This window comes from Plantactinospora sp. CA-294935, assembly GCF_050936445.1.
Lineage (GTDB): Bacteria > Actinomycetota > Actinomycetes > Mycobacteriales > Micromonosporaceae > Plantactinospora.
In genome coordinates this window covers 8,886,838-8,906,232 of record NZ_JBNJMU010000001.1, presented here as the reverse complement: position 1 = coordinate 8,906,232, position 19,395 = coordinate 8,886,838, and the positions used below count along the sequence as shown (strand labels likewise).

Genomic DNA, 19,395 nt, shown 5'->3' with positions numbered 1-19,395 from the left:
CACCGCACCGATTATGGGCCACGGCGCCTGTTCCGTCGATCTTGTGCCCCGGTGGTGTCCCCGGGACGACCGGCTGCGGTTCAGGAGCCGACGGGTGCGGAGACCGGTGCCGCCCAACCGTCCGGCACGGGCAGCCCGGCCGCACGCCGGGCCAGGATCGCGGCACCCACCTGGGCGGCCTGGACACCAAAGGCCGAGGGCACCACCTCGGGCGCGGTCCGCCAGGCCAGCGCCGCGCGCAGCGCCTCGCGTACCGGGTCGAAGAGTTGGGCGCCGGCCTCGGCCAGACCGCCGCCGAGCACGATCCGGGCCGGGTCCAGCGTCAGGGTCAGGGTGGCCAGCGCGATGCCCAGCGCGTGGGTCGCGGTGTCCCACACCGAGCCGGCCAGCGGATCGGTCGAGGCGGCCGCGGCGATGGCCCGGCTGTCCAGCCCCGGGGTGCCGCCGAGCCGGGCGTAGCGCCGGGCCAGGCCGCCGGCCGAGGCGTACACCTCCAGGCAGCCGCGCTGGCCACAGGGGCACGGCTCCCCGCCGGGGTGCACCGGCATGTGCCCGACCTCCCCGGCCGACCAGGCGGTGCCGGGTACCGGCTCGCCGTGCAGCACCACCGTGGCGGCGATGCCGGTGCCGAGCGGCAGCAGCACGAAGTTGGCCAACCCTCGGCCGGCCCCGGCCACCGCCTCGGCGACGCCGGCCGCCCGGGCGTCGTGCCCGATCGCCACCGGCAACCCCAGGTCGTCGTGTACGAGCGCGCGCAGCGGTACGTCGCGGAACCGGATGTTCGAGGCGTACCGCACCAGGCCGGCGTCCTCGTCGACGATGCCCGGGGTGACCACTCCGATCCCGGCTGGCGTGGCGCCGCCGGCGAGGGCCGCGTCGCGCAACCGCCGGCAGAGGTCCCGGAGCGCGCCGACCGGGTCGCCGTCGGCCCGGGACGGCACCACGACCGAGTGCCGGAGCTGGCCGTCGGAGTCGAAGACGCCGCCCTTCATGGTCGTCCCGCCGACGTCGACCGCGAGGACGCAGCGACCGGCGGACGGGTCCCCGGGAGGCGAGGTGTCGGACCGGGCGCTGACGATCGGCGAAATCACCGGGTCGCCACGGTGAGGTCCGCGGCGAAGTCGCGGTCCAGCGGAAACACCGGCCGGAGCAGGCGCTGGTACGGCAGCCGCTCGATGTCCTGGTCGACCCCGCCCGGGGTCAGCGCCAGCAGCCAGTCGCCGGCCGCCTCGAAGAGTTCGGGTTCGAGGTAGCCGATCTTCACCACCACCAGGTCGACGTCGTCCACCGTCACGCCCAGCCGGGCGTACGAGGCCAGTTGGCGGTACTGCATCCGCCGCGAGGTGACGAAGACGCTGAGGCCACCCACCCGTACGCTGACGCACCGCCCGCCGTCCGGGTCCTCGGCGACCGCCTCCAGTACGCCGTCGAGGCGTACCGGACCGGGTTCGCGGGTGTCGATCCGGCCGCCGACCGGGACGCTGACCGGGGCGCCGAGCGGCTGGTCGGCGACCTGCGCCACGGCGTCCGGGTCGACCAGTGAGGCGTACACCGCGCGGACCCCGCCGTCCCGGATCTGCGGGCGGGCCAGCATCCGGGCCAGCGCGTAGGTGACGTCGTCGGCGCCGCCGGCCCCGGGGTTGTCACCGGAGTCGCTGACGAAGAAGGGGCGCCGGGCCGGGTCCCCGATCGCGACCAGTGCCGTGTCGAGGCACTCGTCCAGGCTGCCGGTCGGTGCGACGAAGGCGAACTCGTCGCGGGCCGCCCAGAAGTGCTCGCCGAGTTCCCGGGCCGCCCGGGTCGTCGCCTCGGCGTCGGTGCCGGTCACCACCACCGCGCCCCGGCAGCGGGGCTGGTCGGCCCAGGCGAAGCCGATCCAGATCGCGGCGTCGACGATGCCGCCCCGGGCCTCGATCTCGGGGATCCGGGCGTAGAGTCCGCGGGCCGGTTCGACCCGCGTACTGGTCATCTCGCCGGGCAGCAGGATCGGCACGTGCACCAGGGCCCTGTGCGGGCGCTGCCCCCGGCGCAGCGCCTCGACCAGGTTGCGGGCCGCCCGCTCGCGGGTTTCCCAGACGTCGACGTGCGGCGCGGTGCGGTAGCAGGTGAGCAGGTCGCAGCCGGCGAAGAGCACCGGCGAGACGTTGCCGTGCAGGTCCATCGCGGCCGAGACGTACGGCTGTGGCCCGATCATCGACCGGATGGCGCTGACCAGGTCGCCCTCGGCGTCGGTCCGGCCGACCACGCTCATCGCGCCGTGGATGTCCAGCAGTACCCCGTCGACCGGGCCGAGCCGGGTGAGCCCGTCGACGATCTCGGCGGCCCAGCCGTCGTAGCTGGCCGCGTCGACCGCGCCGCCGGGCAGCGCCCGGGCGTGCACCAGCGGCAGCCATTCGACGTCGGCGGCCCACGGCTGGGCCGGGGAGAGCCAGGCGTAGCGGGCCAGCAGCGCGTCGCCCCGGGTGACCTCGAAGTCGTCGGCGGTGCTCAGGTGCGGCGAGAAGGTGCTGGACTCGATGTGGATGCCGCCGATGGCGATCCGCAGGGGACGGTGCACGGGTGGAACTCCTCAGGCGGGTCGGGCGTCGGTCACGGCGCGGACCAGATGCCCGAGGCCGACCAGGCCGGCATCCGGGCCGGCGAGGCTGGCCTCGATGGACAGGGACTGGGTCATCGACGGCAGGCACCGCTCGTAGAGCATCCCCCGGGCCGCCGCGACGTAGACGTCCAGGCTGGACAGGGCTCCGCCGATGACCACGGCGTCGGGGTTGAGGAAGTTGACCAGGCCGGAGAGGGCAACCCCGAGCAGCCCGCCGGCCCGCCGGACCAGCGTCACCGCGGCCGGTTCGGCGTCGACGACCGCGGCGATGACGTCCCGGGTGGTGCTGATCGGCTGGCCCTGCTCGGCCAGTTGGGCGGCGAGGGCGGCACCGCTGGCGACGGTTTCCAGGCAGCCCCGGCTGCCGCAGGAGCACTGCCGCTCACCGCTGTCGGCCACCCGTACGTGGGTGACGTCGCCGCTGAGCCCCCGGCCGCCCCGGTAGATCTGGCCGCCGCTGACCAGGCAGCCGCCGATGCCGGTACCCGCCTTGACGTAGATCATGTCGCCGGTGTCCCGGCCCCGGGTGACGTACTCGCCGATCGCCGCGGCCTTGGCGTCGTTGTCGACCACCACCGGTACGTCGAACCGCGCCCCGAGTTCGGCCCGGGCGTCGACGCCGCTCCAGCCCGGCATCCGGGCGGGGCCGATCAGCCGGCCCCGGGGGAACTCGACCGGGCCGGGCATGGCGGCCCCCATCCCGAGCAGGGCCTGTCCGGGGGCGGTCGCGGCGCGGATCCGGGTGAAGGCGTCCCCGACCACCTCGAAGACCTCGCCGGGGCCGGCGGCGATGTCGATGCCGATCTCCTCGGCCGCGAGCAGCCGGCCGTCCGGGGTGCAGAGGCCGACCCGGGCGTGCCGGGCACCGAGCTCGGCGACGGCGAAGACGCCCTCGGGCCCCCGCAGTCGCAGGATCCGGGGCCGCCGCCCGCCGGTGGAGCGGCCGACGCCCTCCTCCAGGATGGCGCCCTCGTCGAGCAGCCGGCGCACCACTCCGGTGACGGTCGAGGGCGCCACCCGCAACGCCTCGACGAGGTCGGCCCGGGAGGTGGCCTCGCCGCTGGCCAGCAGGCTGAGCGTCTGGTCGCGCAGGGTCGCGGAGATCGACGGGTCCGACATACCTCTCCTTCTTCCAGCCGGATCGTCCGGGTTCCCTTGCGGCTACCGCAGGTACGGGACGGGGATCACCGCGAAGGTTAGCGGACGAGCTTCGGCGGCTTTGATCCTAGCCTGACCGAAGTCTGCGAAGGAAGTAGGTTAATTTCGTTGACGAGAAACTTAATCGCCTATACATTCTCCGCATTGATCGCTCGGGAAGCACCAGGTGGCTGGACGCGACGCCCCTCGCGCCCGGCGACGCGGGGCACGCGCACATCGATCGAGGAGACTCATGAGGAGCAGATTCCACCGGGGCGCACTCCGCGGCACCGTGGCCGTGGCCAGCGCGCTCGCCCTCGGGTTGGGCCTCGCCGCCTGTAGCGGCGACAGCAGTTCGTCGGGGAAGGGCGGAAGTCAGGGCAAGGACACCGCCACCGTCGCCTTCCGGACCCCGAACTGGATCCTGCCCATCTCGGCCCCCGGCTTCACCCAGGGCGAGAACGCCATCTTCGGCAACGCCCAGTACCGCCCGCTCTACCAGTACCGGCTCGACGGTACGGCGAAGTACAACATCGACACCGAGCGGTCGCTGGCCAACCCGCCGGAGGTGAGCGACGGCGGCAAGACCCTGACGATCACGCTGAAGGACAACACCTGGTCCGACGGGAAGCCGATCACCACCCGGGACATCGACTTCTGGTGGAACGTCGTCACGGCGAACAAGGACAAGTGGGCGTCGTACCGCAAGGGCGGCTTCCCGGACAACATCGCCGCCTGGACGATCAAGGACGAGAAGACCTTCTCGGTCACGACCACCCAGGTCTACAACACCGCGTGGTTCGTCGGGAACCAGCTCAACCGGATCACCCCGATGCCGCAGCACGTCTGGGACAAGGACTCCGCCACCGCGAGCGTGAGCGACCTGGACAAGACCCCGGCAGGGGCGAAGAAGGTCTTCGACTTCCTGATGGCGGCCTCGAAGGACCCCAAGACGTACGCCAGCAACGACCTCTGGAAGGTCAACAGCGGCCCGTGGAAGCTGGAGAAGTACGTCCCGAACGGCGAGGTCGTGCTCGCCGCGCAGCCGAGCTACTCCGGTACCGACAAGCCGAAGCTGTCGAAGATCGTGCTGCGGCCGTTCACCAGCGACGACGCCGAGTTCAACGTGCTCCGGGCCGGTGAGATCGACTACGGCTACGTGCCGGCGGCCAACCTGTCCCAGAAGTCCTACCTGGAGTCCAAGGACTACACGATCGCTCCCTGGTACGGCTGGTCCATCACCTACCTCCAGCTCAACTTCAACAACCCGAAGACGGGCGTGCTGTTCAAGCAGGACTACCTGCGCCAGGCGATGCAGATGCTGATCGACCAGCCGACCATCAACAAGGTCATCTGGTCCGGCATGGCCGAACCGACCTGCGGTCCGGTGCCGCCCAAGCCGGGCACCGCCGGCTCGGCCGAGAACGGCTGCGTCTACTCCTTCGACCCGAACAAAGCGAAGGAACTGCTGGAGACGCACGGTTGGAAGGTGGCACCGGACGGCCAGACCACCTGCCAGAGCGCGGGCGCCGGGGCGAACCAGTGCGGCGAGGGCATCGCCGCCGGCACCCCGCTGGCCTTCACCGTCACCAGCCAGAGCGGGTTCGCCGCCACCACCAAGATGTTCGCCGAGATCAAGTCGCAGATGGCCAAGCTCGGCATCGAGCTGACCATCAAGGAGGTGCCGGACTCGGTCGCGGTCACCCCGGCCTGCAAGCCGACCGAGGCGACCTGCTCGTGGGACATGTCCTTCTTCGGCTCGCAGGGCAGCTGGTACTACCCGGCCTTCGCCAGCGGCGAGCGGCTCTTCGCCACCGACGCGCCGGTGAACCTGGGCAGCTACAGCAACTCCCAGGCCGACCAGCTCATCGAGGCGACCCAGTTCTCCGGCGACGACACCGCGCTGAAGGCGTACAACGACTTCCTGGCCAAGGACCTGCCGGTGCTCTGGATGCCGAACCCGGTGTTCCAGATCTCGGCGTACAAGTCCGGGTTGCAGGGCGTCGAACCGCAGGACCCGATGAACAACATGTACTTCCAGGACTGGTCCTGGAAGTAGTCGGCAGAAACTGACCGTCCCGGCTCCGGCGGCGCCCCTCGCGAGCGTCGCCGGAGCCCCCGACCGGGGAGGATCCGCCCGTGGTCCGGTACCTCGTCACGCGCCTGGGCCAGGCTCTCATCGTCGTCGTACTCGTCACTGTGATCGCGTTCGTTCTGCTGCACCTGCTCCCCGGCGGCGCCGCCCGGGCGACGCTGGGCAAGGAGGCGACGCTGGAGCAGTTGGCGGCCTTCAACCACGAGATGGGCTACGACCGGCCCTGGATCCAGCAGTACGGCATGTACGTGCAGCGCCTGCTGCACGGCGACCTCGGCTACTCGTTCCAGCTCAACCAGTCGGTCACCGAGGCGATCAGCCAGCGGCTGCCCAAGACCATGGTGCTGTCGCTGCTCTCCACCCTGCTGGCGATCGTGGTGGCCATCCCGCTCGGCGTGATCCAGGCGGTACGCCGCAACCGCTGGCCGGACTACGCCATCACCTCGCTGTCGCTGCTGGCGTACGCCACCCCGATCTTCTTCATGGGGCTGATGCTGATCATCGGATTCTCCCAGCTCTGGCCGATCCTGCCGCCGGAGGCACCGCAGGGCTTCACCGTCGGCGAGGTGCTGGCCGACCCGGCCGGGCTGGTGTTGCCCACCGTCACCCTGGCGATCGTCACCATCGCGGTCTACTCGCGCTACGTCCGCTCCTCGATGGTCGACAACCTCAACGAGAACTACGTCCGGACGGCCCGCAGCAAGGGACTCTCCGAGCGGCGGGTGGTGGTCCGACACACCCTGCGCAACGGACTCTTCCCGGTCATCACCCTGCTCGGCATGTACCTGCCGGCGCTGTTCAGCGGTGCCCTGGTGGTGGAGTCGCTGTTCAACTTCCCGGGCATGGGGCACCTGTTCTGGCAGGCGGCACTCAAACGCGACTTCCCGATCCTGCTCGGCGTCACCCTGATCCTCTCGGTGGCGACGGTGCTCGGTGCGCTGATCGCCGACCTGCTCTACGCCGCGGTCGACCCGCGGGTACGACTCCGGGGGAGCACCTCGTGACCACCCTGACCGAGGTGGGCGCCACCGGCCCGGTACGCGCACCGCAGCCGGCCGCCCCCGACGACGCCCCGGTACGCGGCCTGTGGCGGCAGGGGGTGGCGGTCTTCTGCGAGAACCGGCTGGCCCTGGTCGGCCTCGGCCTGTTCGTACTGCTCGCCGGGGTCTGCTTCCTCGGGCCGCTCCTCTACCACACCGACCAGGTGCACACCGACCTCACGCAGGTGCACCTGGCGCCCGGCGCCGGGCACCCGCTCGGCACCGACGGGGTCGGCTACGACCAGCTCGGCCGGCTGATGCTCGGCGGGCAGACCTCGATCGTGGTCGGGCTGGCGGCGGGGATCCTGGCCACCTTCCTCGGCACGGTCTGGGGCGCGGTCGCCGGTTTCGCCGGTGGCTGGGTGGACACCGCGATGATGCGGGTGGTCGACGCGATGATGTCGATCCCGTCGCTCTTCCTCTTCATGCTGCTGGCCGCGATCGTCACGCCGAGCGTGCCGATGCTGATCCTCATCATCGGCGCCTTCGCCTGGCTCGGCCCGGCCCGGCTGGTCCGGGGAGAGGCACTGAGCCTGCGCTCCCGGGAGTACGTCCAGGCGATGCGGGCGATGGGCGGCACCGGCAGCCGGGCGGTACGCAGGCACATCGTGCCGAACGCCATCGGCACGGTGATCGTGAACGCGACCTTCCAGGTCGCCGACGCGATCCTCTACGTCGCCTACCTGTCCTTCCTCGGCCTCGGTGTCCCGCCGCCGGCCGCGAACTGGGGCGGGATGCTCTCCGACGGGCTCGCGGACACCTACAGCGGCCACTGGTGGCTGCTGTATCCGCCCGGAATCGCCATCATCCTCATCGTGCTCGCCTTCAACTTCATGGGCGACGGGCTGAGGGACGCCTTCGAGGTCCGCCTCCGGCGCCGCTAGGGGAAGTAGGGAAATGAGCGCACCGATCAACTCGACCGCCGGGGCCGCGCAGGCGTCCGACCGGTCCGGATCGCTGCTGGAACTGCGGCACCTGCGTACCGACATCGCGCTGCGACGCGGCACGGTGCACGCCCTGGACGACGTCAGCCTGGAGGTCCGGCCGGGGGAGACCCTCGGCATCGTGGGCGAGTCGGGCAGCGGCAAGACGATGACCGCACTGTCGGTGATGGGCCTGCTGCCGTCGGGCGGCGAGGTGGTCGGCGGAGAGATCCTCTTCGAGGGCCGCGACCTGCGGTCGCTGTCACCGGAGGAGGTACGCCGGATCCGTGGCGTCCGGATGGGCATGGTCTTCCAGGACCCGTTGACCTCGCTGAACCCCACGATGCGGATCGGCACCCAGGTCGCCGAACCGCTGCGGGTGCACCAGGGGGTCGGCAAGGCGCAGGCCCGGGAGCAGGCGATCGACATCCTCCGCCGGGTCGGGATGCCCCGCCCGGACAAGGTGGTCGACAACTATCCACACGAACTCTCCGGCGGGATGCGGCAGCGGGTCGCCATCGCGATGGCGCTGGTCTGCTCGCCCCGGCTGCTGATCGCGGACGAGCCGACGACCGCGCTCGACGTGACCACCCAGCGGCAGATCCTCGAACTCATCGACGACCTGCGGGAAGAGTTCGGGATGGCGGTCGTGCTGGTAACCCACGACCTGGGCGTGATCGCCGGTCGGGCCGACCGGGTCGCGGTGATGTACGCCGGCCGGGTGGTCGAGACCGCCAGCACCGGCGAACTGTTCCGGTCGCCCCGGCACCGCTACACCGAGGCGCTGATGGAGGCGCTGCCGGAGTCGGCGACCCGGGAGCCGGACGCCCGGCTCTACAGCATTCCCGGCCTGCCGCCGGACCTGTCCCGGCCGCTCACGGGCTGCCGGTTCGCGCCCCGCTGCCGGCACGCGACCGACGACTGCCGGAGCACCGAGGTCGCGCTGACCGCCGGGCCGCACCAGTACGCCTGCCTGCACCCGGTGACCGCGTCGTCGTCCCCGGCGCCCGGGTCGCCCGCTGCCGTCACCGCCGCGACGCCGACCGCCGCGACGCCGACCGCCGCGACGCCGACCGCCGCGACGCCGACCGCCGCGACGCCGACCGCCGCGACGCCGCCGGACGCCGGCGCTGGCGAGGCGGGTACGTCGGTCGTGGCGGCCCAGCTCCGGACGGGTGCACCGGCACCGGCGCCGCGTCCGGCCGGGCCGGTCGGGACAACGGAGTCCCGGCCGGCAGCACCGGCACCGATCCTGTCGATCCGCGAGCTGGTCAAGGACTACCCGGCGAACGGTGGTGGCTTGTTCCGCCGCGCCGCCGGGCGGGTGAGCGCGGTCGCCGGGGTGTCGCTGGACGTCCAGCCGGGCGAGACGTTCGGGCTGGTCGGCGAGTCCGGGTGCGGCAAGTCGACCGTGGGCCGCCTGGTGGTCGGGCTGGAGCGGCCGACCGCCGGGCAGGTCGTGCTGGACGGTACCGACATCGCGAGCCTGGACCGGCGGGAACGCCGCCGGATGCACCGGCAGGTCCAGTTGATGTTCCAGGACAGCTACGCGGCGATGAACCCGCGGATGCGGGTCGACGCGATCCTCGCCGAGCCACTGGAGATCCAGCAGGTGGGTGACGGGGCGGCCCGGCGGGCCCGGATCGCCACCCTGCTCGACCAGGTGGGGTTGTCACGACGGGTGCTGGAGCGCTATCCGCACGAGTTCTCCGGCGGCCAGTTGCAGCGGATCGGGCTGGCCCGGTCGCTGGCCCTGCAACCCCGGCTGATCGTCGGGGACGAGCCGGTCAGCGCGCTCGACGTGTCGATCCAGGCGCAGGTGCTCAACCTGATGCGGGACCTGCAACGCGAACTCGGCCTGGCGTACGTCTTCATCAGCCATGACCTCTCCGTCGTCGACTACATGTCGGACCGGATCGGGGTGATGTACCTCGGCAAGCTGGTCGAGGTCGGTCCGGCGCACGAGGTGGTCCGGTCCGCCCGGCACCCGTACACCCAGGCGCTGATCGACGCGGTCCCGTCCGCCAGCCCCGACGCCGCCGTGGACCGGGGGAGCATGACGATCCGGGGCGAGCTGCCGAGCGCGGTCAACCCGCCCACCGGGTGCCGGTTCCGCACCCGCTGCCCGATCGCGGCCGAGATCTGCCGGACGGAACCGCCGTTGACCGGCGGCGTTCACCAGGTGGCGTGCCACTTCCCGCTGCGCCCGGAGTCGAGCGCGGCGACCGCCGGGGCGGGCGCGGCCGGATAGCGAGCCACTCCCGAACTGGTCAGCGTGACCGGGTCGGTGGTGCCCGGACAGCCGGACCCGGACCCGGTCACCCGTGGCCGGGTCGGGGCGGCCGGACCGCCCGGCGGCCGGTCAGCGATTGTCCGGATCCAGGCGTAACGATCACGACCCCAGGTCAGGCGGTCGGGAAGCCGTACCGGGCGGCGTGCTCGGGGTCGGCGGGGTCGATCTGCCGGATCCCCTCGTCGGCGAGTCGCTTGTTGACCTCGTCGAGGTGGTCGCGTACCAACCGCGCCTCCTCCTCGGTGACCCGGCCCCGGTGCGGCTTGCCGGCGTGCTCCAGGGTGGCGTAGTCGACCCGTTCCCGGCTCGCCTTGGCCGGGCGTACCCGTTCGGCGGTGCGCAGCAGTTGGGCCATTGGCACGTCGGTGGCGAGCGAGTCGAACTCGCTGGCGGTGAGCACGACCCGGCGGGGAGCCTCGCCCGGCCGGCCGTCGTGGATCTCCACCACCGCGACGTCGAGCGCCGCGTCGTCGATGCTCTCGACCTCGGTCGGCTCGGCCTCCAACTGCACCGGCCCGGCGACCAGGTCGGGGTGGTCCAGCACCACGATCCGGACCACCTCGTCGGCGGACTGGACCACCTTGCCACTGAAGTCGGAGACGTGAACCGTCCGCTTACCCATGCCTGCGCTATCTCCTGTCCGGGGCGGGGTCGCCTGACGCCAGCTCCTCGGCGGGCGACGGCCAGCAACAGAAATTACCCGACAGGTGTGCGAACCGCCCGGTGGGGGCCGGGGTGTGTCCCGGTGCCACCGCCCGGCTCGGGCGATCTTCGCCGATTGCGTTGACCTCCTGGTGATTGTTCTTGAATCTCCTCCCGTCGCAACCGACACCACCACCTCCCGCGCCGCCTGCCAAGGCCGGTGCGGGCGGTTCGTCGTCGGCGGCACCCGGCCTGGCAGGAATATCCGTACCCCGTACGGTGTACAATGTAAGGAGTTAGTTCGACCGCCCAGGGAGCCGCTCGTGAAAATCACCTCCTCCGCCGTCTCGCTGAACGTGGCGGACGTCGCCGCCTCCAGCAGTTTCCTCGTCACGCACTTCGGGTTCACCGAGGCGATGGCCGCCGACGGTTTCGCGTCGCTGACCAGGGACGACGCCGGGATGAACGTCGTCTTCCTGCGCCAGGGCCTGCCGTCGCTGCCGGCCGACCAGCGCGACGACCACGCGCGTGGTCTGATCCTGGCCTTCGTCGTCGACGACCTGGAGGGCGAACTCGCCCGCCTCCAGGCCGAGGGCGTGACCATCACCATGCCGCTCACCGTCGAGGAGTGGGGCGAGCGGGCCTTCCAGGTGCGCGACCCCAACGGCGTCATCGTCCAGTTGGTCGACTGGAACGGACCCGGCCAGTAGACCCGAGCCGCCCGGCCGTGGCCCGCCGGCACCTGTCGGCGGGCCACCGCGTCCTCGGCGGCCCACCCGTCGGATCGACGGTCAGCTTCCGGCTCCGCCTCGGCTGCGGCCGGCGGGGACGAGACGCGAGCTGTACAGGCCGGCACTGGTGACGCCGTAGAACGGAGGCAGGACGATGAAGATCACCAGCCCGGCCAGCGGTGTGACCAGAACACCGAGGAGACCGCCCACGGCGTACAGCAGCACCCCGATCAGCGCCCGAAGTCGTTCGCCGGGGAAGAACCGCTCGTCGACCCCGTCGACCAGCAGGTCCCGGTGCCTGGCCAGGTAGTGGAAGAACGCCAGCCAACTCGCGCAGAGCAGCGCGCCGACCAGCGCGTAAAGGGCGGTGGCGACGCGCTGGTCGGCGACGTCGTGTTCCTGTAGCGCCCGGGAGAACACGGCGGTCGGAAACGGCAGCAGTGCGGTGCTGAACAGGACGAGCAGGTTCATCCAGTGCAGCCCCCGGTCAGCCTGCCGGATCCGGCTGAAGGTGGCCTTGTGGTTCAGCCAGACGACGGCGATGTACAGGTACGACGCCACGTACGCCGCATAGCTGGGCCACTGGTCCAGCAGCCCGGACAGCAGTTGGCCCGGCTCGACCTCCGGCACCCGCAGGTCCAGCACCAGCAGGGTGATGACGATCGCGAGGACGGCATCGCTGAAGCCCTCGGCACGGACGGTGTCCGTCCGTGCCACGATGTCGTCGGTTGGCCCACCCACGGCGATCGGCTACCCAGGAGCGGTATCGGTAATCGCCGCCGCAGCACCTCGTCCGTCCCGGCATCCCGGGCCGGCTCCGGATGAACCGCCGGAGATGGACCTCGGGCGCCCTGCCCGGTTGGTACGACAGGGTCATGTGGAAGCCCGCGACGGCGACCAGGGCCTGGCTGCGGAACTGACGCGAGCTCAGCCGGGCCGGTGGTCGGGCGTACGTCCGGAAACCGCCGTTGGTCCGATAGGCACATCAACCGGCGCTGATCTAAGTTCGACGCAGTTGGCCGCCGCATCCGGATCATCCTGCGCGCGGCGGCGGTGGACGGACGGCGGGGGGCGCTCGTGCGGATTCAGCTGCTCGGTCCGGTGCGGGCCTGGCGCGACGGTGAATCGCTCGACCTGGGGCCCGCCGCCCGCCGGGTGGTGCTGGGCCTGCTGGCGCTGGCCGGCGGCAAGCCGCTGCTGCGCGCCGAACTCATGAGCGGGCTCTGGTACGACCGGGAGCCGCCGACCAGCGCCGCGAACGTCATCCAGACCCACGTCAAGCACCTGCGCCGGCTGCTGGAGCCGGAGCGGCGCCCCCGGGACCAGGGCACCGTGTTGCGGCTGGTCGGCGACGGCTACGCGCTGCACCTGCCCGACGCCGGGCTGGACGTCACGCGGTTCCGGCATCGGATCGACGCGGCGGCGACCGCGCAGCGGCGCGGGCAGCTCGACGCGGCGGCGGAACTGCTCGGCGAGGCACTGGCGCTGTGGCACGGCCCGCCGCTGGCCGACATCCCCACCCTGGCGAGCCATCCGAAGGTGGTCGCGCTGGCCAGCGAGCGGCAGGCGGCACTCGGCCGGTACGGCGAGGTGATGATCGCCGGCGGTCGGGCCGCCGAGGGGTTGCCGATCCTGGCGGAGGCGGCGGTCGCCGCGCCACTTGACGAGGCGGCGCACGCCCGGCTGATCCGGGCGTACCACGCGGCCGGGCGGCGGGGGCAGGCGTTCGCCGCGTACCACGAGGTGCGCCGGCGGCTCGCCGACGACCTCGGTGTGGCCCCCGGGCCGGCGCTGGCGGCCGCACACACCGCGCTGTTGCACGACGAGGAGCCGACCGCCCACCCGACCGGACCGGAGACCGTGACCGTCGGGGCGGCCCGGGGCGCGCCCAAGCCGGCGCAGCTTCCGGCGGACCTGGCGGAGTTCACCGGCCGGACGGTCGAGCTGTCCCGGCTCGACGGGCTGCTGGACCGGGCGACCCGGCCGCCCGGACCGGCGGCGACCGTGATCGCCGTGGTCTCCGGCACGGCCGGCGTCGGCAAGACCAGCCTGGCGGTGCACTGGGCGCACCAGGTGGCGCACCGGTTTCCCGACGGCCAGCTCTACGTCAACCTGCGCGGCTTCGACCCGGCCGGTCCGGCGGTGCACCCGGCCGAGGCGGTGCGGCAGTTCCTCGACGCGCTCGGAGTGCCCGCCGAGCGGATCCCGACCGACCTCGACGCGCAGGCCGCGCTCTACCGAAGCCAGATGTTCCACCGGCGGATGCTGGTGCTGCTGGACAACGCCCGGGACGCCGCCCAGCTTCGCCCGCTGCTGCCCGGCGGGCCCGGCTGCCTGGTCGTGATCACCAGCCGGGCCCGGTTGGCGGACCTGGTGGCGATCGAGGGTGCCGGGCCGGTGCCGGTGGACCCGCTGCCGGCCCGGGAGGCCCGGGAACTGCTGCTGCGGCGGATCGGCGGGCACCGGGCCGGCGACGAGCCGCAGGCGGTGGCCGACATCCTGGCCCGGTGTGCCGGGCTGCCGCTGGCGCTGGCGATCGTGGCCGCCCGGGTCGCCACCAGCCGTGACCTCTCCCTGACCGACCTGGCCGGCCAGCTACGCCGGGGCGCCGACCGGCTCGACGCGTTGAGCACCGGCGACCCGACCACCGACCTGAGGGCGGTCTTCTCCTGGTCGTACCGGTCGCTCAGTCCCGCCGCCGCGCGACTGTTCCGGCTGCTCGGCCTGCATCCCGGGCCGGACCTCTCGGCCGCCGCCGCGGCAAGTCTCGCCGGCCGGCCGCCGGCCGAGACCCGGGAGACGCTGGCCGAGCTGACCCGCTCGAACCTGGTCGGGCAGCGGTCCGACGGCCGGTACGCCCCGCACGACCTGCTGCGGGCGTACGCGGCCGAGGTGGCCGAGCGGTTCGACTCGGAGCGGCGGCGTCGGGCCGCCGTCGACCGGCTGCTCGCCCACTACGTGTACAGCGCGGACGCCGCCGACGGGCTGCTGCGGACCGAGCCGAGTCCTCTTCCGCTCGGCCGGTCGCGCCCCGGAGTCACCCCGGAGCGTCCCGCCGACCACCAGCGGGCGCTGGACTGGTTCGCCGCCGAACGCGTCGTGCTGCTGGCCGTCCTCGAACACGCCGCCAGCACCGGACGCGACGTGCAGACGTGGCAGCTCGGCTGGGCACTCGGCACCTACCTGGACCGGAGCAGCCACTGGTACGACCTGGTCGGTACCCAGCGCGCCGCGGTGGCCGCCGCCCGCCGGCTGGCCGAACCGGCGGCCCAGGCGGTCGCGCACCGGTTCCTCGCCCGCGCCTACACCCGGCTGGCCCGCCTCGACGACGCGGACACCCAGCTCCGCAACGCCCTGGAACTGTACGGCCGCTCCGGTGACCAGGTAGGGCAGGGCCACACCCACCTGAACCTGTCGCTGATGTGGGAGCGGCGGGGGCAGCTCCCCGAGGCGCTCGACCACGCCCGGCGGGCGCTCGGGCTGCTCCAGGCCGCCGGTAACCGGCACGGGGAGGCGCGGGCGCGCAACGCGGTCGGCTGGTACCACACCCTGCTGGAGGACCATGTCTCGGCGCTGGCCTACTGCGAGCAGGCCCTCGTCCAGCTCCAGGAACTCGACGACCGCAACGGCCAGGCCAACACCTGGGAGAGTCTGGGGCGGGCGCACCACCATCTCGGCCACCGGTCCCGGTCGCTGCGCTGCTACGACCACGCGCTGCGGCTCTACCGGGCGCTCGGTGACCGCCACCTGGAGGGCATCACGCTGTCGCACGTCGGCGACACCCACCACGCCTTCGGAGACCTGCGCGCCGCCGGGGACGTCTGGCGGGAGGCGTTGGAGCTGCTCGGCGAGGTCGACCACGTCGAGGCGGGGAAGGTGCGTACCAAGCTCGCCGCGCTCGACCACCCGGGCCAGGTGGTCGGGACCGGAGTCGGCGCCGACGGCTCCGCGTCCCGCCGGTGGTGAGGGGGGTCGGGCCAGCGGCTGGCCGGCAGCCCGAACGCCGCGGACAGGTGCGCGTCGAACGCGGTGATCTCGGCGATGAGCTGGTCCGGCACCCGCAGCACGAGAGGCCGGAGGGCCGGGCCGACAGTCGACCGACCCGGCCCTCGGCCGGTCCCGCAACTCCTCCGGTCAGCGCGGCGCCGGCAGCGTCGTCGTCCACAGTGTACGGCCGTCCTGGTCCCGCAGGTGCACGGTCAGCGCGCCGGAGGGGCCGTCGATCGCCACCTCGCCGAAGTGCTGGAATCCCTCGGCCGGCGAGGTGTTCGCCCGGGGCGGGGCGTGCACGAAGACCGCCCGGGGGCCGAACGTGCCGTCCAGGGTGTTCGGCCCGAACGCGCCGGCGTGCGCGGGTCCGGAGACGAACTCCCAGAACGGGGTGAAGTCGGCGACCGCCGCCCGGGCCGGGTCGTAGTGGTGTGCCGCCGTGTAGTGCACGTCGGCGGTGAGGAAGACGATTCCGCGTACCCCGGCGCGGTGCGTGGCGCGCAGGACCTCGGCGAACTCCAGTTCACGGCCGGCCGGTACGCCGCCGTCGCCCTGGGCGATGCCCTCCTGCGCGGTCGCGCCGTCCGGCACCACCAGGCCGATCGGCAGGTCGGCGGCGATCACCTTCCAGGTCGCCGTCGACCGCTTCAGTTCCCGGACCAGCCACTCCCGCTGCTCGCGGCCGAGCAGCCCGCGCAACGGGTCGGCGTACGTGTTGCCGTCGTTGGGATCCTTGTGCGTGCGCATGTCCAGCACGAAGAGGTCCAGCAGCGGCCCGTACGGCAGCCGCCGGTAGAGCCGCCCGTCGGACGGGGTCGGCACCCACTCGTGGAACGCCTGGCGGGCCCGGGCGGCCAGCACGTCGACCCGACGCTCGGTGTACCGGGCGTCGTCCAGGATCTCGCCCGGGTACCAGTTGTTCGTCACCTCGTGGTCGTCCCACTGGTTGACCTGCGGCACTTCGGCGACGAACGCTCGGAAGTGCTCGTCGAGCAGGTTGTAGGCGAACTGTCCCCGGTACTCGGCCAGGGTTTCGGCGACCTTGCTCTTCTCCGGGGTGACGATGTTGCGCCAGATCCGTCCGTCGGGCAGTGCCACCGTCTCGGTCAGCGGACCGTCGGCGTAGACGGTGTCGCCGCTGCACAGGTAGAAGTCGGGGCGTACCTTCCGCATGGCGCGGAAGATGCCCATGCCGCCGAGGTCGGGCGCGATGCCCCAACCCTGGCCGGCGATGTCACCGGTCCAGACGAACCGGATGTCGTCGCGCCGGTCCCCGGGGGCGGTGCGCAGGCTGCCGTCGAGCGGCTCGCTGAACAGGCCGGGCCGATCCAGGCTCTCCACCCGGGCCCGGTAGTAGAGCCGTTCTCCGGCGGGCAACCCGGTCAGGCGTACCTTGCCGGTGAAGTCGCCGCGCGGGTCGAGCACCGGGCCGCGGACCCGGCGGGCGCCGCGCAGATCGGGACGGCGGCCGACCTCGAGGTGCAGCCGCCCGGCCCGGTCCGCCCGGGTCCACACCACGGCGGAGTGCGCGGTCGCGTCGCCGCTCTGCACCCCGTGGGTGAGCACCGGCCGTCCGCCGGGCCGCCAGCCGGGCGCGCCGGACCGGGTGGCCCCGTCGCGGGCGGCGGTCGCGGCGGCGCCGCCGAGCAGCGCGCCGCCGGCGAGTCCGGCTCCGGTGGTCAGGCCGGCGCGGAGCAGGGTACGCCGATCAAGTGCGGTCATCGGTCCTCCGAATCTGGGTGGAAACTCCGATCGGACCGAGGTCTACCGACCGGACGTTGCCTGACCACCCGGCTTCGGTGACCAGCGCCTCAACCGCACGCGAACGGCTGCCCCCCGGGCGAGGCGGACCCGCACGGCGGGGCAGCGGGGTTTCCGGTGCCGCCGGCCGGGTAGGGAACTGCGGCTCTGCCGCCCGCGCGACCAGCGCCTTCCGGCGGTGGCACAGTGCCCGGCGCACCCGTGGCGGGCAGGATCCGGGCAAGGAGGACCCGTGGCGTCGAAGGAGTACCGCAAGGACCCGGAGGCCGTTTCCCGGCTGTCCCAGCAGCAGTACCACGTCACCCAGGAGAGCGGGACGGAACCGCCGTTCCGGAACGCCTACTGGGACACCAAGGAGCCCGGCATCTACGTTGACGTCGTCTCCGGCGAGCCGCTGTTCGCCTCGGTCGACAAGTACGACAGCGGTACCGGGTGGCCGAGTTTCACCGCGCCGATCGAACCGGCGAACGTGGTGGCGATCGACGACACGACCCTCGGGATGGTCCGTACCGAGGTGCGGTCGGCACACGGGGACAGCCACCTCGGGCACCTCTTCGACGACGGCCCGCGGGAGCGGGGCGGGATGCGGTACTGCATGAACTCCGCCGCGTTGCGCTTCGTCCCGCTGGCCGACCTCGAACGCGAGGGCTACGGCGAGTACCGCCGACTCTTCGACGGCGCCGACGGAGGCTGAGCCTCTGTGGTCAGCGGGTGGGGTCGACGGCTCCCACCCCGGCGACGAAGGCGGCTCAGGCGACGCCACCGCAGCCCGGCACTGACCCCGGGCGCAGTTCGACGCCTCACCGCCCGCGCTGTCTCACTCACCTGGACATCAGAGGCGTTACACCTCCCGGGTAACGCCTCTGATGTCCAGGTGAAGGTCCTGCGGTCGGTGTGGGGGTGGTTTTTGCTGGGCGGGCGAAGCTGGTGAATTGGTTGGCGTTGTAGGTGCCGGGGGGTGCCGATTCGTTCCTACCGTGCAATGTCAGGAAGGGGCGGTCTAGCGGCCTCGGGCGGATGGCCGGCGGCGGGCCCGCCAGATGGCGAATCCGCCGACCGCCACCAGGACCAGCAGCGTCACCGCCACCGCACCGACGAAGGCGCCGGTGACGTCCTGGCTCGATTCCGCTGCCCGGCCCCGGTCGAACGGCCTGTCGCCGGGAGTGGCATGGGTACTGGGCGAGGGGGAGGGCTTCGGCTCCCGATCCGCCATCGGATAGCGCAGCAGCACCGGGTCGGCGGCGGACTCGCCGTCCCCCTTCTCCGAGAGTGTCAGCAGCGCACTGCCGTCCGGGGCGTACGTGACCGTCTCACCCTGTGGCTCGTCGGGCAGCGGTACGACCCGGGGCGTCCCCTCGGTGACGGCGCGGACCACGTCGCCGTCGGGTACGTCGAACTCCAGGGCGTCGGCGTAGGTGCGCAGGACCACCCGGCTGCCGTCCGGGGCGACCCCGCCGCCGGTGACGAGCTGCCGTCCGAAGATCGAGAAAGGATTGCTGGTGGTGCTCCTCGGCAGGGTGAACTGCCCGACCCTGCGCAGCGGAGTGGTCTGCCCGGCCCGCAGCGCCCGGGCCGGGGCGTAGAGACCGGGCGTGCCGGAGTCCTTGGTGACGATGATCGGGGTGCCGTCGCCGGAGAGCAGCAGCGCCTCCGCATCGTGCGCGCCGTCCGGATAGCTGACCCGGTGCAGCACCGGCGACTGCGCATCCGGAGCCAGCTTCCAGAGTGCGATGGTCTCGCGTACCCGGTCGTTGTCGCCGATGTCGCCGATCCAGATGGTGCCGTCCGGGGCCCTGGCCAGGTCCTCGGTGTCCCGGGGCCGGGACGGATAGCGGACGGAGCGGGTGACCGCGCAGTCCTGGTCGAGGAAAAAGATCCGCCGTCGGTTGTCCACATCGGAGCTGTCGTTGACCACCACGTAGCCGTCCTCGGTGGCGGCCAGCCCGGAGACCTCGGGTAGCCGCTTGTCGTCGACGGTGCAGACCGGGGTGCCGCCGGCGGCGCGGAGGCCCGCTGCCTGCCCGGGTGGTTGCCCGGCAGCGGCGGGCCGGCCTGCCGCGCCACCGACCGGAAGGACCAGCACCGCCGCCGCCACGAGGGTCACCAGGCGCCGCATCCGGCAAGTGTGGCACGGGGTTTCACGTTTCGAGCCGGGTACCCGGCAGGGTCAGCCCGTCGCGGTAC

At 72.6% G+C, this 19,395-nt stretch carries 14 protein-coding genes; 7 read left to right on the top strand and 7 right to left on the bottom strand.

Annotated features, from left to right (window positions below):
* Positions 1-80: 80 nt before the first annotated feature.
* The 3 genes from ACQEVC_RS38810 to ACQEVC_RS38800 are packed head-to-tail and all read right to left on the bottom strand — an operon-like array spanning position 81 to position 3,718.
* Positions 81-1,088: an ROK family protein gene (locus tag ACQEVC_RS38810; protein ID WP_432891942.1), complete on the bottom strand. Its 1,008-nt coding sequence runs from the start codon at positions 1,086-1,088 to the stop codon at positions 81-83.
* A complete protein-coding gene (locus ACQEVC_RS38805; RefSeq protein ID WP_432888405.1) occupies positions 1,088-2,557 on the bottom strand; it encodes a M81 family metallopeptidase in 1,470 nt (489 codons plus the stop codon). The genes ACQEVC_RS38810 and ACQEVC_RS38805 overlap by 1 nt, the downstream gene beginning before the upstream one ends.
* 12 nt (positions 2,558-2,569) lie before the next feature.
* A complete protein-coding gene (locus ACQEVC_RS38800) occupies positions 2,570-3,718 on the bottom strand; it encodes an ROK family transcriptional regulator (protein ID WP_432888403.1) in 1,149 nt (382 codons plus the stop codon).
* A 271-nt stretch (positions 3,719-3,989) separates the two neighbouring features.
* On the opposite strand from ACQEVC_RS38800, the gene ACQEVC_RS38795 reads away from it, so the two are divergent.
* The 4 genes from ACQEVC_RS38795 (at position 3,990) to ACQEVC_RS38780 (ending at position 10,045) form a co-directional block, all read left to right on the top strand.
* Positions 3,990-5,795 carry a peptide ABC transporter substrate-binding protein gene (locus ACQEVC_RS38795; protein WP_432888401.1) on the top strand — a complete coding sequence of 602 codons (1,806 nt, stop codon included), beginning with the start codon at positions 3,990-3,992 and terminating at the stop codon, positions 5,793-5,795.
* Between the two features lie 80 nt (positions 5,796-5,875).
* Positions 5,876-6,835, top strand: coding sequence for an ABC transporter permease (locus tag ACQEVC_RS38790; protein WP_432888399.1), 960 nt, complete (start codon positions 5,876-5,878; stop codon positions 6,833-6,835).
* A gap of 5 nt (positions 6,836-6,840) precedes the next feature.
* Positions 6,841-7,755 carry an ABC transporter permease gene (locus ACQEVC_RS38785; protein ID WP_432891939.1) on the top strand — a complete coding sequence of 305 codons (915 nt, stop codon included), beginning with the start codon at positions 6,841-6,843 and terminating at the stop codon, positions 7,753-7,755.
* 13 nt (positions 7,756-7,768) lie between these two features.
* Positions 7,769-10,045 carry a dipeptide ABC transporter ATP-binding protein gene (locus tag ACQEVC_RS38780; protein WP_432888397.1) on the top strand — a complete coding sequence of 759 codons (2,277 nt, stop codon included), beginning with the start codon at positions 7,769-7,771 and terminating at the stop codon, positions 10,043-10,045.
* Positions 10,046-10,199: 154 nt separating this feature from the next.
* On the opposite strand, the gene ACQEVC_RS38775 is transcribed toward ACQEVC_RS38780, so the two are convergent.
* Positions 10,200-10,709 (bottom strand): hypothetical protein, encoded by a 510-nt coding sequence (locus tag ACQEVC_RS38775; RefSeq protein WP_432888395.1) that lies wholly within the window; start codon positions 10,707-10,709, stop codon positions 10,200-10,202.
* A gap of 343 nt (positions 10,710-11,052) precedes the next feature.
* Between ACQEVC_RS38775 and ACQEVC_RS38770 the strand changes: the two genes are divergently transcribed.
* A complete protein-coding gene (locus tag ACQEVC_RS38770; RefSeq protein ID WP_432888393.1) occupies positions 11,053-11,439 on the top strand; it encodes a VOC family protein in 387 nt (128 codons plus the stop codon).
* Positions 11,440-11,520: 81 nt separating this feature from the next.
* On the opposite strand, the gene ACQEVC_RS38765 is transcribed toward ACQEVC_RS38770, so the two are convergent.
* The gene (locus ACQEVC_RS38765; protein WP_432888391.1) at positions 11,521-12,201 is read right to left on the bottom strand and encodes a TMEM175 family protein; all 681 of its coding nucleotides are present in this window, start codon (positions 12,199-12,201) and stop codon (positions 11,521-11,523) included.
* 336 nt (positions 12,202-12,537) lie between these two features.
* Between ACQEVC_RS38765 and ACQEVC_RS38760 the strand changes: the two genes are divergently transcribed.
* Complete coding sequence (locus tag ACQEVC_RS38760) at positions 12,538-15,426, top strand: AfsR/SARP family transcriptional regulator (RefSeq protein WP_432888389.1); 2,889 nt, start codon at positions 12,538-12,540, stop codon at positions 15,424-15,426.
* Between the two features lie 168 nt (positions 15,427-15,594).
* On the opposite strand, the gene ACQEVC_RS38755 is transcribed toward ACQEVC_RS38760, so the two are convergent.
* Complete coding sequence (locus ACQEVC_RS38755; RefSeq protein ID WP_432888386.1) at positions 15,595-17,172, bottom strand: alkaline phosphatase D family protein; 1,578 nt, start codon at positions 17,170-17,172, stop codon at positions 15,595-15,597.
* A gap of 271 nt (positions 17,173-17,443) precedes the next feature.
* On the opposite strand from ACQEVC_RS38755, the gene msrB reads away from it, so the two are divergent.
* Positions 17,444-17,905, top strand: coding sequence for a peptide-methionine (R)-S-oxide reductase MsrB (gene msrB / locus ACQEVC_RS38750; RefSeq protein WP_432888384.1), 462 nt, complete (start codon positions 17,444-17,446; stop codon positions 17,903-17,905).
* A gap of 306 nt (positions 17,906-18,211) precedes the next feature.
* Here msrB and ACQEVC_RS38745 read toward each other — a convergent pair whose 3' ends face one another.
* Positions 18,212-19,327, bottom strand: a complete 1,116-nt coding sequence (locus ACQEVC_RS38745; protein WP_432888382.1) for a hypothetical protein — start codon at positions 19,325-19,327, stop codon at positions 18,212-18,214.
* Positions 19,328-19,395 lie beyond the last annotated feature (68 nt).

Coding starts and splice junctions, on each gene's coding strand:
- ACQEVC_RS38800 (WP_432888403.1), bottom strand. CDS start 3,718: ATGTCGGACCCGTCGATCTCCGCGACCCTGCGCGACCAGACGCTCAGC.
- ACQEVC_RS38795 (WP_432888401.1), top strand. CDS start 3,990: ATGAGGAGCAGATTCCACCGGGGCGCACTCCGCGGCACCGTGGCCGTG.
- ACQEVC_RS38780 (WP_432888397.1), top strand. CDS start 7,769: ATGAGCGCACCGATCAACTCGACCGCCGGGGCCGCGCAGGCGTCCGAC.
- ACQEVC_RS38775 (WP_432888395.1), bottom strand. CDS start 10,709: ATGGGTAAGCGGACGGTTCACGTCTCCGACTTCAGTGGCAAGGTGGTC.
- ACQEVC_RS38755 (WP_432888386.1), bottom strand. CDS start 17,172: ATGACCGCACTTGATCGGCGTACCCTGCTCCGCGCCGGCCTGACCACC.
- ACQEVC_RS38745 (WP_432888382.1), bottom strand. CDS start 19,327: ATGCGGCGCCTGGTGACCCTCGTGGCGGCGGCGGTGCTGGTCCTTCCG.